We start from the raw sequence: 15,094 nt of genomic DNA, 5'->3' as shown, positions 1-15,094 counted from the left end.
CAAATGTGAATCGTCATCAAACTGTCATTTTTCTTTCACTTCTCTGTCACAAAGTTTACCGATACTGCATACAAGTCAGTGAGCTGTGTAACTTTATGTACACAAGCAAGCTTATAACAGTAACTAAGGCATCAGCCATTTACAAAAAAGTGTTTTGGAGAAATCTCAATGAAAAAATTGCTTCTTGCTGCTACTGTAGCAACTTTAGCCATGAATGCAGCACAAGCAGCACCAACATTGTATGGTAAGCTCAGTGTATCTTTGGATCAAATTGATAAAAATGGTTTTAAAGACGAAAGCGTAACAAAAGTGAACTCTAACGCTTCTCGTATTGGTGTGAAAGGTGAAGAAAAACTGACTGATAAACTTTCTGCAGTTTATTTAGCAGAATGGGGTGTTGCAACTGACGGTACTGGTTCAGACACAGATTGGGGTATGCGTAACCGTTTTGTTGGTATTAAATCAGATGGCATTGGTACTTTAAAAGTAGGTCAATATGATTCATACCTTAAAAATGCCGCAGGTAATAACCAAGACATTTATAACGATCACACTGAACTTGATATGACCAAAGTTCTAGTCGGTGAAGATCGTTTAAGTAACGTAGTTGGCTTTGAAACTGACAAAAAATTATTAGGCGGCTTGGCATTCAACATCATGTTCCAACAAGGTGAAGAATCTTCAGCTATCAAAAATGATGCTAAAGGTCAAAAAGGTAGCCGTGATGGTTTTGGTGATGGGATTTCAACATCTCTTACCTATGAAAACAAAGACATCGGTTTAGCGGCAGCTGTTGCGGGTAACCGTGGTGTAGCATCAACATATAATGCTTATAACAAAGAGCTTGGTGGCAAAATTTACTCTGATGCGGTGCGTGTAACAGGTTCATTAGATTTAACACCAGTTGGTGCTAAGGGCTTGGTATTTGGTGCATTATGGCAAACAGCTAAGCCGACTGATAATACAGTCGTTGTAGGCACTGCACCTGCTGCTGTTTCTTATAAAGGCTTAAAAGAAAATGCATTTGGCGTAACGGCTGCATATGTAATTCCTGAAACACCAATCAAGTTAAAAGCAGAATATATCTCTGCTAAAACTGAAGTTGATGGCCGTGAAGATCGTAAAAATGACCTATATGGCGTAGGCGCAGACTACAACATTAACAAGCAAGCTCGCTTCTATGGGGTTGTTGCTCAGCAAAAAATCGATTGGCAAAAAGATGATAACAAGAAAACTGTTATCGGTTTAGGTATGGAATACAACTTCTAATTTGAAGTTATATCCAAACTTATAGAAAAGGGCAATCTGCCCTTTTTTTATTTTTATAAAAAAGATATTTTTCAAAAAAGTTTTTAATAATTTTACGGAAATTCTGAATCACAGGATCTTGGGTTCGGCCCCGTCTGAAAATAAGAGAAAAAGGTGCTGCATAGCCAAAAGTTGCGGGTAATAAGACCTTTAAACGCTGTTGCTCTAGCCAATAGTGTGCAAAGTGTTCGGGTAAATAACCGATATATTGCCCCGATAAAATAAGAATCAATTGTGCTTCCATTGAGTCAACTGTGGCAAACGAATGCTTAAAGCCCTGCTTTGCCAATTCAGTGTGACTCCAATAACCACGACTCACCATTTTTTCACGTCGAATTTTTTCTGCGGTTAAACCTTGCTGCTGATACAAAGGATGGGTATTACTGCAAAACAACCATTGTTGCTCTTTATGTAAGGGCTGATACATGACCCCATTCATTTTTAGAAAAAAACAACCAATCGCCACATCAAAACGGTTTTCCAAAACCCCGGTTTGTAGCTCATAAGGGGATTGTACTTGCAACTTGATATAAATATTCGGATTTTGCTCTGAAAACTGCTGAATAATTTGATCTAAAGGAATATTTTGATCTGTCACCATAGAATCCAGCATGCCGATTTTAATGGTTCCAGTTAGTTCACCTTTGATCTGTGCTGTATGTCTGGAAAAGTTATCCAGTTCATTCAATATACGCTTGGCTTCTTGAAAGAACATTTCTCCTTTTTGCGTTAAAGAAAAACCTCCACGTCCACGTTCACATAGCTTAAAACCAACCAGCTGCTCAAGTTGTGTCATATACGTACTAATGGCTGAAGTAGAAAGATTCAGCTCTTGCTGAGCATTAGCAAACCCCTGACTTCTTACAACACTGACAAAAATTCGAACCAACTTGATATCCATATGCGTCATGGCTTCCATCTCATATATCGCTCTGCATTATTCGATCTTAAAGCATTCCTATAAGACTTAGTTTAGAAAAATCACAACTAAGTTTTTTAAAAATAGGATTTAACCCTGTTCAATGTTGGTCAATAAATAGAAAAAAGGAGAAACAAATGAACAAGACGTTAAATCAACCGCTCGGTGGAAATGAAATGCCACGCTTTGGTGGTATTGCCTCTATGTTACGACTACCAGTTGTGGATAATGACGCAGGTCTGGCAGAACTCGATGCCGCTTTTGTTGGGATTCCTTTAGATATTGGTACCTCCCTACGCTCTGGAACACGTTTCGGCCCTCGGCAAATCCGTGCTGAATCCGTCATGATTCGTCCATATAACATGGCAACAGGTGCAGCACCGTTTGACTCACTCAATGTGGCTGATATTGGTGATGTCCCGATCAATACCTTTAATTTGACAGAAGCGGTGCGCATTATTGAAGAGCATTATGACCGCATACTGGCACATCCCATTATTCCACTCACTATCGGCGGGGATCATACGCTGACCCTGCCTATCCTACGTGCAATCCATAAAAAACATGGTCCTGTAGGTTTGGTTCATATCGATGCACATGCTGACGTCAACGACGAAATGTTTGGTGAAAAAGTTGCACATGGCACCACTTTTCGACGTGCTGCCGAAGAAGGTCTACTTGATTGTCAACGTGTCGTTCAAATCGGTTTGCGCGCCCAAGGCTATAGTGCAGATGATTTTAACTGGAGTCGCCGTCAAGGCTTCCGTGTCGTTCAAGCAGAAGAATGCTGGCATAAATCACTTGCACCCTTAATGCAGGAAGTGAGAGCGCAAGTCGGTGGTGGGCCTGTATATTTATCTTTTGATATTGATGGGATTGACCCAGCGTGGGCACCAGGTACAGGAACACCTGAAATTGGTGGTTTGACCACGATTCAAGCGATGGAGATTATTCGTGGCTGTCAGGGATTAGATCTGATCGGATGTGATCTGGTTGAAGTTTCTCCGCCTTACGACACTACCGGTAACACCTCATTACTGGGTGCAAATTTGCTCTATGAAATGTTATGCGTGCTTCCCGGAGTGAAAATACGTAAATAATTCCCCGCTATAAAACAAGAAAAAACATGGATTTGAATAGGTCGATACGGAATGAAAAAAGATCAATCAAAACGGGCTGCGGCAGCAGCCTTCGTTGGTACAACTATTGAGTTTTATGACTTCTATGTTTATGCAACAGCTGCCGCCTTGGTTCTCGGCTTGGTATTTTTTCCTGAAACTGATCCTGTAACTGGCACATTAGCAGCTTTTGCAACCTTTGCTGTCGGTTTTATTGCCAGACCAATTGCTGCCGTTATTTTCGGACATTTAGGCGATAAATTAGGCCGCAAAAAAATGCTGCTGTTTACCATGCTACTGATGGGACTGGCGACTACAGGCATTGGCTTGATACCCAGTTATGATCATATCGGAATTTGGGCACCTGTTCTGCTGATTGGACTGCGCTTTTTGCAAGGCTTATCTGTCGGTGGTGAATGGGGCGGTGCCGTGTTAATGGCCAGCGAACATGCCCCTGCCCATAAAAAAACCTTTTTTGCTTCTTTTGCGCAAATGGGTAGTCCAGCAGGTTTGATTCTGTGTCTTTTAGTCTTTAAAGGCATTACGTCTTTGGATGAACAAGCCTTACTGAGCTGGGGCTGGCGAGTGCCTTTTTTACTCAGTTTTGTATTTATGCTGATCGGCCTTGCGATTCGCTTAGGCGTTGAAGAATCCCCAGAGTTCAAACAGATGCAAGCCAAGCAAGAAATAGCCAAATACCCTGTCAAAGAATTGCTTAAAAATTATTGGCCACAAGTGGTCTTTGCAGGTCTCGCCATCACCATTGGCACTGCGGGTTTCTTTTTTACCAATACTTTTATGATTAGCTATGTCACGCAGTATATGGGTATCAGCCGACCAACGATATTAGATGCATTGTTCTGGGTCACCCTATTTGAATTTTTAGCCATGCCTATTGCTGCTTGGTATGCCAGTAAAATTGGAGCACATCGCTTTTTATTCTGGGCAGCAATCCTCTGCATCATCATTCCTTATCCCATGTTTATGTTGGTCAGCACTAAAAATATCTATTTCATCGTGTTAGGTATCACCTTGGCTGTACTTGCCTTGTCATCTTTATATGCTGTGGTCGCAGGTTTTATGGCTGAAGCGTTTCCTGCACATGTCCGCTATTCAGGGATTTCCATTTCCTATCAAATGATTGCGGCAATCACCAGTGGCACTACACCCATCATTGGAACTTTGTTGGCTCAACATTATGCAGGCCAATGGCTCCCTTTAGCTTTTCTGTTTAGTTTCCTATCACTGTTATCTCTGATTGGAATTTCTGGCATTACCCGATTAAGACAACAACAGCTCAGCCACCAATACGAAAGCAACCAAGTCCCGAACAAGCTGCTGAATGGATAACTAACAAAAAGAACCTAGGGTTATTCATGAATGAATATGGAGAGTCGCTCATCATGCATAGAGATCGTTCTAAACAGATTACAACAATTGAAAGTTATGGTATCGAAGAAATCCCTGCGCATGCTCGGACAGCAACGCCATTTGATTTATTTCGCCTCAGTTTTGGCGGCGCCAATACGTTTTCCACCTGTGTCTTAGGCAGCTTCCCGATTGTATTTGGTCTGTCTTTTCAGGCTGGATTCTGGGCAATCTTATGCGGTGTCTTATTGGGTAGATGTATTTTAGCACCGATGGGCATTTTTGGCGCTCGAACTGGAACCAATAATGCCGTTGCTTCGGCTGCCCATTTTGGTGTCCATGGTAGAATTGTTGGTTCATTTTTATCCTTACTGACAGCCATTGCCTTCTTTTCCCTCTCCGTTTGGAGTTCTGGTGATGCCCTGATTGGTGCAACCGAGCGACTGTTTGCAAGCTCATATCAAAGTAATTGGCTGTATGGACTGGTGTATTGTGGATTTGCCTTACTGGTACTGATTATTTGTATCTATGGCTTTCGTTTTATGCTGCTGGTCAATCGCATTGCAGTGATCGCTTCCAGCCTATTATTCTTTTTAGGGATGTTCGCTTTTTCCACACAATTTGATTCAAGCTATGCAGGACAACTTCAATTGGGGCATACTGGCTTTTGGGCAGCGTTCATGGGCGCAGCATTAATTGCATTCAGCAATCCCGTTTCCTTTGGTACATTCTTAGGTGGTTGGTCACGTTATATTCCAAAAGAAACTGCATCCCACAAGATTATGGCGGCAGTTTTTGTTTCACAACTCGCAACTTTAATTCCTTTTCTCTTTGGTCTCATGACAGCCAGTATTGTTGCCAATAGTGTTCCAACCTTTATGCAACAGAATAATTATATTGGTGGGCTAATCCAGATTGCACCTGCTTGGTATTTTATTCCGCTATGTTTAATTGCACTGATTGGTGGGCTGTCTACTGGAACTACAGCCTTGTACGGTACAGGTTTGGATTTGTCGAGTCTTTTTCCAAAGTCACTCACGCGAGTAAAAGCCACGATCTGGATCGGCCTACTGTCTATTCTATTTATTTTTATAGGCCGTTTTGCAGCAAATCTAACCCAAAGTGTAATGACTTTTGCCACTTTGATCGTGGTATGCACCAGCCCATGGATCATTATTATGATTATTGGATTTATCAAACGTAACGGATATTACAGAAACGATGATTTACAGGTATTTGCAAATGGTCTAAAAGGTGGTGCTTATTGGTTTCACCATGGCTGGAATTGGCGTGGCATCATCGCATGGATTCCAAGCGCCGTGATCGGCTTATGTTTCGTGCATTTACCTGATCAGTTTATTGGTATTTGGGGGCATTTATTCAATGGGCTCGATCTAAGTTTACCGATCAGTATCTTCCTTGCAGCATTACTGTATAGTTCACTGCTCAAGCTATTCCCTGAACCAAGCATCGTTTACAGAGCAGCACCGACCGCTGAAAAGTTAAAGCTAAAATGTAGTACATCATTCATTTCAGAGTAGCGATCGATACTTAGTCTAAAAAAAAGCCTGCTCAAATGAACAGGTTTTTTTGCATAAAAATATTTTACTTTTTAAGGAAGCCACTCACCAAATTCAAGACTTGCTGAATATCTTGATTGGCTTCTTGCGGATTGGTGCTGCTGCCTTGAGGTGTTAAAGAATCAATGACTTGGGGTAAAACAGAGGCAATTGCGCCATAAATGGCCTGTTTTGGTGCCTGAGTTTGTTGTGCAACCTGTTCAACATCCTGATCATCAAACAAACTTTGAATATTTTGTGCTGGAACATCTGCTGCATTTTGTTGTTGCGGATCAACCCAACTTTGTACTTGATTGGATAAACCCGCATTTTTCAGTTTATCCAATGCGCCTTGCAAACCACCTTGTTTTTGAATCCAAGCCAAAACCAAAGGTAATACTGCAATCAATAAGGTTTGTGCAGTATTGCCACCCGTAGCATTGCTTTGGGTTGAGCTATTTGCCCCACCCAATTGTCCCAATACAGAGCCTAATATCCCACCTAAACCACCTTGTTGGCCTTGAGTATTTTGCTGTTGTCCACCAAGTTGTCCAAGAACAGAACCTAAAATCCCACCTAAACCACCAGCTTGACCCGATTGCTGCTGACCGCCTAAAGCTTGCTTTGCTAAAATTTCAACAATGTTGGTTAAATCAGTCATGACTTAAACTTTCCTTTGGAATTATTTATGCAAAAAGCATACGCTGCTTTGAAAGCACAAAACAAAGTTAAATTGTTAAATTTTGCAAGAACTTGCAACCTTTCCCAGTCTGATTATTTTACCAGCGGAATTTATCCCAATTCTCAGGATTCGCCCAAAATTTAGAATTAAACCAATCAGGCACATGCTTATAAGTCAAAATATTGAATTGCCATAAAGCAAAATCATTGTCATGCGTAGTTTTATCAATCAATTGAGTAAAACCAAGCGAACGTAGTAACTTTTCATCATCCAACTTGCTAACCACCACAATCCGCTTTGCCATCAGGTCTCTTAACTTCACCAATAGCTGTGCTTTTTGTGTTTCGGTGATGTTTTGCATTTCTTCGGTATCAAATAATACAAAACCTAAATCATAACGCTGCGTAAATGGCAGACTTAAAAAGTCAGTTACGTTAAAATAATGCCATTGAATTGAAGCATTTTGGTCAATCTGCTGACCGATACAAAGTGCAGTATGAATGGGCTGTTCTTGAGATAAATCGTCTAGCATAGAAGTGATGACATTTTGTTCAGCCATAACTGCAACCCTTGATTGAAAAGATGAGAGTTTATTAATGGAACTACAAGGCATTTGTCATAAAATGCATGCAGCGCTCAAAACGCATAGTGTAACTGATCAATCAACAAGCAAGGCAAATGTTGAATATAAATTTATATTAGATCGTTCAGAAACTGACCTTCCCTTTGTTTTAGGGCAAGAAATCGAGATTGAATGGACCGGTAATATTTTTTGTACCTCTTGCGGCGCAAAAACACCGAAGTCTTATTCACAAGGTCATTGTTTTAAATGTTTTAAAACTAAAGCTGAATGTGACCTCTGTATCATGAAGCCTGAAACCTGCCATTATCACTTAGGAACGTGTCGTGAAGACCAGTTCGCACATGATGTCTGTTTCCAGCCGCATATTGTATATTTAGCTAACTCAAGTGCCTTGAAAATCGGGATTACTCGTATCGTCAATATGCCAACACGTTGGCTAGACCAAGGTGCAACTCAGGCTTTACCTATTATGAAAGTCGGCTCACGTCGTTTGTCTGGTCATCTGGAAACTTTAATTGGTACACAAATCGCAGATAAAACAGACTGGCGTAAACTGCTCAAAGGTGAGGCTGAGCCATTAGATCTGATTGAAAAACGCGATCAGATTCTGGAAGAATTCGCTCCGAAAATTCAAAGCATCCGTGAAGAATTCAATCAGAACCTTGAATTTAACGAAAGCTTGGAATTCTTGGAAGATGAAACGCCACGTGAATTTATCTATCCAGTTGAGCATTATCCTGAAAAGATTAAATCGCTGAATTTGGATAAAACACCAAAAATTCGTGGTGTGTTGCAAGGAATCAAAGGTCAGTATTTATTAATGGATATTGGTGTGATCAATATCCGTAAATATACAGGTTATGAACTAATCCTTCGTGCCTGAATGATATGCATAAAAAAAGGTGGCTTAATCGCCACCTTTTTTATTTAACCCGTTTTTAAGCAATTCAGAATCGCCTGTACTGGATCTTCAGTATTTCCTGAAATCAGCTGTTTATGCATGCTTAAATGCTGCATCATTTGAATATGTGCCGTTTCGTGATCCATTAAACGTTCAATTTCAGTGGCTAAATGCTGTGGTGTTGCATCGGCTTGAATCAGTTCCTCAATCACTTTCTTACCCGCAATAATATTCGGTAAGGAGTAATACGGGATTTTAACCATGAATTTCGCAATCAGATAGGTCAACCAATTTAATTTATAGAACGTTACCATTGGGCGATGTAGTAACATCGCTTCCAGTGTCGCAGTACCCGATGCCAATGCCACAATATCACTGGCATTCATGACTGTACGACCAATTTTAGATTCCGCATCACTATTTTCTAAAACATGAATTTTTGCTTTTAAACTGACATCCAAGTGTTGAATACCCTGTTCAATCTGATGTTTACGTGCATCATTAATTGCTGGGATTAAGAACTCCAGATCAGGATGTTTACGGTGCAAGATTTCTGCAGCGCCAGTCAATAAGGGCAATAATCGCTCAATCTCACCACGACGGCTACCTGGTAGTAATGCGATATGGGTTTTGTTTGCAGACAGACCCAATTGATGTTTGGCCTCAGTAATTGGATTTTTTAAAGGCAGTTGCTTGGCCAATGGATGCCCGACAAACGCAGCTGCAACGTCATAGTTCTCATAAAAGGTTTTTTCAAATGGAAATAAACACAGAACCAAGTCAATACTGCGTTTAATCCCATGGACACGACCTTGACGCCAAGCCCATACTGATGGACTGACATATTGTACGGTCTTAATCGGTAACTGTTTTTCTTTAATAGTTTTTGAGAGGCGTAAATTAAAATCTGGCGCATCAATACCAATAAAAATATCAACGGGATGCTCAGTCCAGCGTTCAACCAGACCATCACGTACTGCAAATAGCTTCTTTAAATCTTTAAGAACTTCAACAATTCCCATCACTGATAGAATTTCCATCGGATAATAACTATGAAATCCTTCTGCAATCATTTGTGGACCGCCAATTCCCTCAAATTCGGCCTCGATACCTTGTTCGCGAAAACTGCGCATGAGTTTCACCCCTAGAGTATCTCCAGAAACTTCTCCCACTACGATACCAATCTTTAGTTTTTGCTTTGACAAGATCCACGCCCCACAGAAATGTTTAAATGATTCTAACAGAATGATTTTACATCGAATCAGGCCAAACAATGCAATTTGTTCTTGATTGGTGAATATCATTTCATCTGATACATCATTAATTATTAAAAATATTATCTAGATTTACGATGGTTGAATAATTGATTGTGAGTTATTGAAGGCTTAACATAAACAAGAATCATTTTCATATGTGATTTATTTTCCTGTTCTCCCAGTTCAAGACCCTTTATGGCTAAATCTGCTTCTATTCCGCTTGTCTATCGACTGAGCATTTTCTATCGCTTTGTATTGACCTTTGTCATGGGCTACTTGTCGATGATGTACTTATGTCTGGCGCTTACATCCTTATTTATTTATGTTTTAGACAAAGCAGAAGCGATTTATCTTGCAGCCTTTATTTCAATTTTCTTTTACTTGTTTTTTATTATCCTGAGTTTTTGTGTGCATTCTTTACTAAAACTCAGCTTAACCAGCCTGATTGTTACAGGCGCATTGTTTGGCTTATCTGTAGGTTTGAATTAAAAATGCAAAATAAAGGTGTTCGCCAATCAATGGCATGGTTACATGCTTGGACAGGTTTGATTTTTGGCTGGCTTTTATTTGCCATATTCTTGATGGGTACAAGTTCCTACTACCGCCATCAACTTAATTTATGGATGCAACCACAGTTAGCTCAATATCAAATCAATCAAGAGATTGCGATTCGTACCGCAACCGATTATTTAAACAAAAATGCAGCAAATGCCAAATCATGGTATTTCAAAATTGCCAATCATGAAGAACCTGTCAACCGAGTGTATTGGCAACAAGTCAGTGGCAGTTATGAAAGTAGAAGTTTAGATGCCAATACTGGACAAGCACTTAAACTCTCAGCGACTCAAGGTGGTGATTTCTTTTATAACTTCCATTTTCAGCTCTATGGTGTTCCCATCATGGTTGGACGGCTGATCGCCTGCCTCGCTGCATTCATTATGTTGGTCGCTTTGATCTCTGGCATCATTACTCATAAGAAAATATTTACCGACTTTTTTACCCTGCGAACCTTTAAATCACAGCGTTCCTGGCTAGACTTTCACAATGTTTCTTCTGTTTTGGCACTGCCCTTTTTTCTAACCATTACCTTTACGGGTTTGGCGATTTTTTTCTATCTATACTTGCCTTGGGGCATGCAAAAGCTCTATCCAGAAAATTCTTTTCAATATTTCACTGAGATTCGAACAACTGAAAAAAATACTGTACACCAAACAGAACCTCAAAAAGCCGAGATGTTACCCATTGGCACGCTATTAGAAAAAGTAAAACAACAATGGGGAGATCAAGCCTTAGCATCCATTGAGGTGAAAAATCCAAATACAGATCAGGCAATCATTACATTTAAACAGTTAGAAGATCGTTCAATTAGCTTAAATCAGGCACAAATCACCTTTGATGGACAGGGCAAAATCTTAGGCAACACCCGCAATGAAAGCGCGGTTGCGACGCTGAATGCAGGTGTTTACGGCTTGCATATGGCAACTTTTGCACAGCCAATATTACGCTTTGCTTTGTTCTGCTCAGGTATTTTAGGTTGTTTGATGATTGCCTCAGGACTATTGCTCTGGAGCCTAAAGCGCCAAATTCAAAATAAATCCAATCAATTTCATTTTGGCTATTATTTGGTGGATCGCCTAAATGTTGCGGCCTTTGTCGGTCTTCCAACGGCAATGCTAAGCTATCTATTTGCCAATCGGGTTGTACATATCACTGACACCACGCCAAACTATGAAATTTATACTTTTTTCAGCGTATGGGGACTGAGTTTTATTATCGCTTTATTGACAAAAAAACAATATTTATGGAAATCACAAATCGCCGTCTTTGGACTCATTGCCGTAACTCTCCCACTCTATAACGCGCTGTACCTCATTCAGCATCAATTGATTCACGATCTGCACAGCTATTGGCTCTTCTTGCGAGTTGATGTGTTCTTATTGGTCTGTGCCCTATTTGCGGTGTTTATTTTTAGAAATATCCAACCGATTCAAGAAAAATCCGTTCAGAAAATCAAAAGTAAGTTAACCAAGCAACAAGAGGTTAAAGCATGATTCTGTTGAGCCTTGTATTGATCTTCATCGGGATGCTGCTGCTCTATAAATGTAGTTCTAAACAGATTAACAAAGCAAAACAGCAACTTTTCATACGTTATCGAACTATCTTGAGAGTTGTAGCTTACCTCTGCTTTTTATGTGCGGGTAGCCTGCTTTGTTTAGAATATGGCAGTTCCATTGGCTTTATCAGTTGGTGGATCTTCGCTACACCAGTGACCTTTTTATTGGTGTTATCCGTAAATGAGCTTAAACCCACTAAAAAACTAAAATAATCTTGATTCAACAGCTATCCTCAACTTCTGCCAAGGATAGCTTCATGACTTAAAAATTAATGCCCGTGACGGCTATGGTCTTCCTGAGAAGTAGCTTTGTCTTTGTCATCACAACATTTCATCTTTTTTTCACAGCACTCTTTTTTATTGGCGGCCTCTTGTTCTTTGCAACAATCAGTTGCAGCAAAAGCGGGTACAGTAGTGGCCAATAAAAGCGTTGAAAATAATACAGTTTTTAAGTTAAACATGATCATGTCCTTTAAATAAAATAAGAAATTCACATTTATAAAAACAGGACATGATTTGGAGGCCGATAAGGCAACTGATAAATCCCTAAAGTCAGTTGATGCACATAAGCTGAATTTGCTGCTTTAATTGATTGTAGACTTCGCTCAATGCAAGAAGACCTTTGCTCAAATGTAGCACCTAAGCAACACAGACTCTTTTGACAATGTGATGTATCGATTTTGCCACTGCTTTCCAAGTGATCATGCTTACTCATCATGGCTACACCACAATCAGATATGACAGCATGATTTGAAATCACTTGCTCTACAGGTTGAGCTGCTTCATTCATAGAGATCGCCATTGCAAAACTATTGCTTATAAAACATAGTGCAATCAGCAATGAAATGAGGCTTCGAATAAAAACAGACATAGGGCAAAATGATCAAATATACCATCCGTGTATGGGTTCAAAATAAATCAATCACCGTTGATAAAGCAAGCGGTTCTCAATCCCCGTAATCAAATAAAGCCAAAATTTAACTTCCTTTAGCTTTTTTTTGCATAAGTAAATCACTATTCATCACAACGAGTTATCTAAAAAAAGCATAAGATATGCTGATTTTTGCATAATTAGGCATATTGTCGATGTTTGGTCCTATAGAATTTATTATGGCTGGGGTATTGGTTGGCTTCTGTGTAGGTATTACAGGTGTCGGCGGTGGTTCATTAATGACCCCAATCCTGATTAGCCTGTTTAAGATCGAACCACATATTGCTATTGGTACTGATTTACTTTACGCTTCTATTTCTAAATTCTGCGGTTCAGTTGTTCATGCTAAAAAACTGAACATTGTTTGGCCCATTGTCTTATGGCTTGCGCTTGGTAGTATCCCTGCATCTTTTGCAACTGCTTGGGTGCTTGAACATTACCTAAGTCAATCCACCCATTATAAAGCTGTTTTGACTATGGTCTTGGGTTTTATGCTGACCTTGACGGGTATTTCAATTGTATTTCGTGCGCAAATTGAAAAGTTCTTTGACCGTTTCCGTAACCGCGAACAAGCCAATATGGAAAGCGAACAGCATGCATTGCAGCATAAGCGTCATTACATTGTGATTATGGGCATTGTATTAGGCATCTTTGTGACCTTGTCTTCTGTGGGTGCTGGTGCTTTCGGTATCATGGCCTTAGTACTTATGTTCCCCAATCTTCCTATGATCCGTATCATTGGTTCAGACGTCGTACATGCGGTATTGCTGACGGCAGTTGCCGGTCTAAGCCATATGTCTTCGGGTAATGTAGACTTTACCCTATTGATGTGGTTACTCGTTGGCTCAATTCCAGCAATTATTGTGGGTACGCTTATTAGCTCACGTATGCCAGAAAGACTGATTCGAAAAATTTTAGGCATCACTTTATTTGCACTCGGTGTCAACTTTATGCTCAATCCTATCAAGGCTAAACCAAAGCCAGTTGAAACGCAGCATGCCGTGGTCATTCAGCAAACAAAGCATGTAACTACAACAGTTTAAGCATTAAAATGCTGATTATTTCTGCATAATTTATAATTATCGCTAGTTAACCGATCGGCATTTCATGCTATATTCGCAGACAAAATAACCTTTTCTTCCGATTGAATTTGTGACAGCAATGAATACTCTACAGCCAAATACAGTTTCTCAGCCCGATATCGACGACGTTAATATTAAAAGCATTCAAACCTTGATTACTCCAGCTGAGCTGAAAGCAGACCTGCCTTTATCAAAAGCTGCGTCTCAAACTGTATTACAAGGACGTGCAACTGTACGTAATATTTTAGATGGCAACGACAAGCGCTTGTTTGTGGTGATTGGTCCTTGTTCGATTCACGATCCTAAAGCTGCTCATGAATATGCTGATCGCCTCAAGGTTCTTAGTGAAAAAGTAAAAGATACCTTATATCTGGTAATGCGTGTTTATTTTGAAAAGCCACGGACTACAGTTGGTTGGAAAGGTTTAATCAACGATCCAGACATGAATGACTCTTTCAATATTGAAAAAGGCTTACATATTGGCCGTGGTTTATTGATTGATTTGAATGAAAAAGGTTTGCCATGTGCAACTGAAGCACTGGATCCAAACTCACCACAATACTATCAAGACTTGATTTCATGGTCTGCAATTGGCGCACGTACCACTGAAAGCCAGACCCACCGTGAAATGTCTTCAGGTTTATCTTCACCTGTTGGCTTCAAAAATGGTACCGATGGCGGCTTAACAGTTGCAACCAATGCCATGCAATCAGTAAAGCATGGTCATAGCTTCTTAGGTCTAAATGAAGACGGTCAAGTTGCGATTATCAATACCAAAGGTAACCCATACGCGCACGTGGTATTACGTGGTGGTAATGGTAAACCAAACTATGATGCAACTTCCGTTGCAGAAGCTGAAGCCGCTTTGGCAAAAGCCAAAGTCAGCAATAAGATCATGATTGATACGAGTCATGCCAATTCAAACAAAGACCCGTACTTACAGCCTTTAGTTTTGAAAAACATCACGGAACAAATACTTGATGGCAACAAATCAATCGTTGGCATCATGGTTGAGAGTCACTTAAAAGGTGGTCGTCAGGATATTCCTGCAAACCTGAGTGATCTTGAATATGGTAAATCCGTGACGGATGGCTGTATCGATTGGGAAACTACCGAAAAAGCATTATTAGAAATGCATGAAGCATTGAAAGACGTATTACCAACACGTTAATTCAATCTTTCAAAAAACAGGCTCTTATGAGCCTGTTTTTTATTTATCGATTCGATTAACTCGTACAAACGCATAATACAGCTTATAGCTTTTTGCTCAATGT

16 protein-coding genes are annotated in these 15,094 nt (G+C 40.1%); 10 read left to right on the top strand and 6 right to left on the bottom strand.

Annotation, left to right across the window (positions count from 1 at the left end; all coding sequences use genetic code 11):
* Positions 1–168: 168 nt before the first annotated feature.
* Positions 169–1,269: a porin gene (locus tag NQU59_RS12620; protein ID WP_005241439.1), complete on the top strand. Its 1,101-nt coding sequence runs from the start codon at positions 169–171 to the stop codon at positions 1,267–1,269.
* Positions 1,270–1,288: 19 nt separating this feature from the next.
* On the opposite strand, the gene NQU59_RS12615 is transcribed toward NQU59_RS12620, so the two are convergent.
* Positions 1,289–2,218 (bottom strand): LysR family transcriptional regulator, encoded by a 930-nt coding sequence (locus tag NQU59_RS12615; RefSeq protein WP_257063674.1) that lies wholly within the window; start codon positions 2,216–2,218, stop codon positions 1,289–1,291.
* A gap of 146 nt (positions 2,219–2,364) precedes the next feature.
* On the opposite strand from NQU59_RS12615, the gene speB reads away from it, so the two are divergent.
* From speB to NQU59_RS12600, 3 genes are read left to right on the top strand one after another with little or no spacing between them, the layout of a single operon-like run.
* Positions 2,365–3,327, top strand: a complete 963-nt coding sequence (speB, locus tag NQU59_RS12610; protein WP_005241436.1) for an agmatinase — start codon at positions 2,365–2,367, stop codon at positions 3,325–3,327.
* 51 nt (positions 3,328–3,378) lie between these two features.
* Complete coding sequence (locus tag NQU59_RS12605; protein WP_043969931.1) at positions 3,379–4,695, top strand: MFS transporter; 1,317 nt, start codon at positions 3,379–3,381, stop codon at positions 4,693–4,695.
* A 26-nt stretch (positions 4,696–4,721) separates the two neighbouring features.
* Entirely contained in the window at positions 4,722–6,254 is a 1,533-nt protein-coding gene (locus NQU59_RS12600; RefSeq protein WP_373462935.1) for a purine-cytosine permease family protein, read from the top strand.
* Positions 6,255–6,318: 64 nt separating this feature from the next.
* Here the strand turns inward: NQU59_RS12600 and NQU59_RS12595 are convergent, their stop codons facing one another.
* Positions 6,319–6,933, bottom strand: a complete 615-nt coding sequence (locus tag NQU59_RS12595; RefSeq protein ID WP_005270571.1) for a YidB family protein — start codon at positions 6,931–6,933, stop codon at positions 6,319–6,321.
* Between the two features lie 118 nt (positions 6,934–7,051).
* Complete coding sequence (locus NQU59_RS12590) at positions 7,052–7,513, bottom strand: DUF6231 family protein (protein WP_005241424.1); 462 nt, start codon at positions 7,511–7,513, stop codon at positions 7,052–7,054.
* A 37-nt stretch (positions 7,514–7,550) separates the two neighbouring features.
* On the opposite strand from NQU59_RS12590, the gene NQU59_RS12585 reads away from it, so the two are divergent.
* A complete protein-coding gene (locus NQU59_RS12585) occupies positions 7,551–8,420 on the top strand; it encodes a DUF2797 domain-containing protein (protein WP_005241422.1) in 870 nt (289 codons plus the stop codon).
* A 44-nt stretch (positions 8,421–8,464) separates the two neighbouring features.
* Here NQU59_RS12585 and lpxB read toward each other — a convergent pair whose 3' ends face one another.
* The gene (gene lpxB / locus NQU59_RS12580) at positions 8,465–9,643 is read right to left on the bottom strand and encodes a lipid-A-disaccharide synthase (protein WP_010589744.1); all 1,179 of its coding nucleotides are present in this window, start codon (positions 9,641–9,643) and stop codon (positions 8,465–8,467) included.
* Between the two features lie 246 nt (positions 9,644–9,889).
* On the opposite strand from lpxB, the gene NQU59_RS12575 reads away from it, so the two are divergent.
* From NQU59_RS12575 to NQU59_RS12565, 3 genes are read left to right on the top strand one after another with little or no spacing between them, the layout of a single operon-like run.
* Positions 9,890–10,183, top strand: a complete 294-nt coding sequence (locus NQU59_RS12575; RefSeq protein ID WP_005241418.1) for a hypothetical protein — start codon at positions 9,890–9,892, stop codon at positions 10,181–10,183.
* Positions 10,184–10,185: 2 nt separating this feature from the next.
* A complete protein-coding gene (locus NQU59_RS12570) occupies positions 10,186–11,745 on the top strand; it encodes a PepSY-associated TM helix domain-containing protein (protein WP_257063672.1) in 1,560 nt (519 codons plus the stop codon).
* Entirely contained in the window at positions 11,742–12,020 is a 279-nt protein-coding gene (locus tag NQU59_RS12565) for a hypothetical protein (RefSeq protein WP_005241411.1), read from the top strand. The genes NQU59_RS12570 and NQU59_RS12565 overlap by 4 nt, the downstream gene beginning before the upstream one ends.
* A 56-nt stretch (positions 12,021–12,076) precedes the next feature.
* Here the strand turns inward: NQU59_RS12565 and NQU59_RS12560 are convergent, their stop codons facing one another.
* Positions 12,077–12,268 (bottom strand): hypothetical protein, encoded by a 192-nt coding sequence (locus tag NQU59_RS12560; RefSeq protein ID WP_005241410.1) that lies wholly within the window; start codon positions 12,266–12,268, stop codon positions 12,077–12,079.
* Positions 12,269–12,303: 35 nt separating this feature from the next.
* Positions 12,304–12,678, bottom strand: a complete 375-nt coding sequence (locus NQU59_RS12555; protein WP_257063669.1) for a hypothetical protein — start codon at positions 12,676–12,678, stop codon at positions 12,304–12,306.
* A 215-nt stretch (positions 12,679–12,893) separates the two neighbouring features.
* On the opposite strand from NQU59_RS12555, the gene NQU59_RS12550 reads away from it, so the two are divergent.
* Entirely contained in the window at positions 12,894–13,781 is an 888-nt protein-coding gene (locus NQU59_RS12550; protein ID WP_005241407.1) for a sulfite exporter TauE/SafE family protein, read from the top strand.
* Positions 13,782–13,899: 118 nt separating this feature from the next.
* Positions 13,900–14,991 carry a 3-deoxy-7-phosphoheptulonate synthase gene (locus NQU59_RS12545; RefSeq protein ID WP_005241405.1) on the top strand — a complete coding sequence of 364 codons (1,092 nt, stop codon included), beginning with the start codon at positions 13,900–13,902 and terminating at the stop codon, positions 14,989–14,991.
* The last annotated feature ends 103 nt before the right edge of the window (positions 14,992–15,094 follow it).

Source organism: Acinetobacter colistiniresistens (assembly GCF_024582815.1).
GTDB lineage: Bacteria > Pseudomonadota > Gammaproteobacteria > Pseudomonadales > Moraxellaceae > Acinetobacter.
Note: the sequence above shows the minus strand (reverse complement) of the source record. Positions and strands in the feature narration are given on the sequence as shown.

Bases quoted from the DNA above. Each gene is read 5' to 3' on its own strand.
- NQU59_RS12620 (WP_005241439.1), top strand. From the start codon at position 169: ATGAAAAAATTGCTTCTTGCTGCTACTGTAGCAACTTTAGCCATGAAT.
- NQU59_RS12615 (WP_257063674.1), bottom strand. From the start codon at position 2,218: ATGACGCATATGGATATCAAGTTGGTTCGAATTTTTGTCAGTGTTGTA.
- speB (WP_005241436.1), top strand. From the start codon at position 2,365: ATGAACAAGACGTTAAATCAACCGCTCGGTGGAAATGAAATGCCACGC.
- NQU59_RS12605 (WP_043969931.1), top strand. From the start codon at position 3,379: ATGAAAAAAGATCAATCAAAACGGGCTGCGGCAGCAGCCTTCGTTGGT.
- NQU59_RS12600 (WP_373462935.1), top strand. From the start codon at position 4,722: ATGAATGAATATGGAGAGTCGCTCATCATGCATAGAGATCGTTCTAAA.
- NQU59_RS12595 (WP_005270571.1), bottom strand. From the start codon at position 6,933: ATGACTGATTTAACCAACATTGTTGAAATTTTAGCAAAGCAAGCTTTA.
- NQU59_RS12590 (WP_005241424.1), bottom strand. From the start codon at position 7,513: ATGGCTGAACAAAATGTCATCACTTCTATGCTAGACGATTTATCTCAA.
- NQU59_RS12585 (WP_005241422.1), top strand. From the start codon at position 7,551: ATGGAACTACAAGGCATTTGTCATAAAATGCATGCAGCGCTCAAAACG.
- NQU59_RS12575 (WP_005241418.1), top strand. From the start codon at position 9,890: ATGGCTAAATCTGCTTCTATTCCGCTTGTCTATCGACTGAGCATTTTC.
- NQU59_RS12570 (WP_257063672.1), top strand. From the start codon at position 10,186: ATGCAAAATAAAGGTGTTCGCCAATCAATGGCATGGTTACATGCTTGG.
- NQU59_RS12565 (WP_005241411.1), top strand. From the start codon at position 11,742: ATGATTCTGTTGAGCCTTGTATTGATCTTCATCGGGATGCTGCTGCTC.
- NQU59_RS12560 (WP_005241410.1), bottom strand. From the start codon at position 12,268: ATGTTTAACTTAAAAACTGTATTATTTTCAACGCTTTTATTGGCCACT.
- NQU59_RS12555 (WP_257063669.1), bottom strand. From the start codon at position 12,678: ATGTCTGTTTTTATTCGAAGCCTCATTTCATTGCTGATTGCACTATGT.
- NQU59_RS12550 (WP_005241407.1), top strand. From the start codon at position 12,894: ATGTTTGGTCCTATAGAATTTATTATGGCTGGGGTATTGGTTGGCTTC.
- NQU59_RS12545 (WP_005241405.1), top strand. From the start codon at position 13,900: ATGAATACTCTACAGCCAAATACAGTTTCTCAGCCCGATATCGACGAC.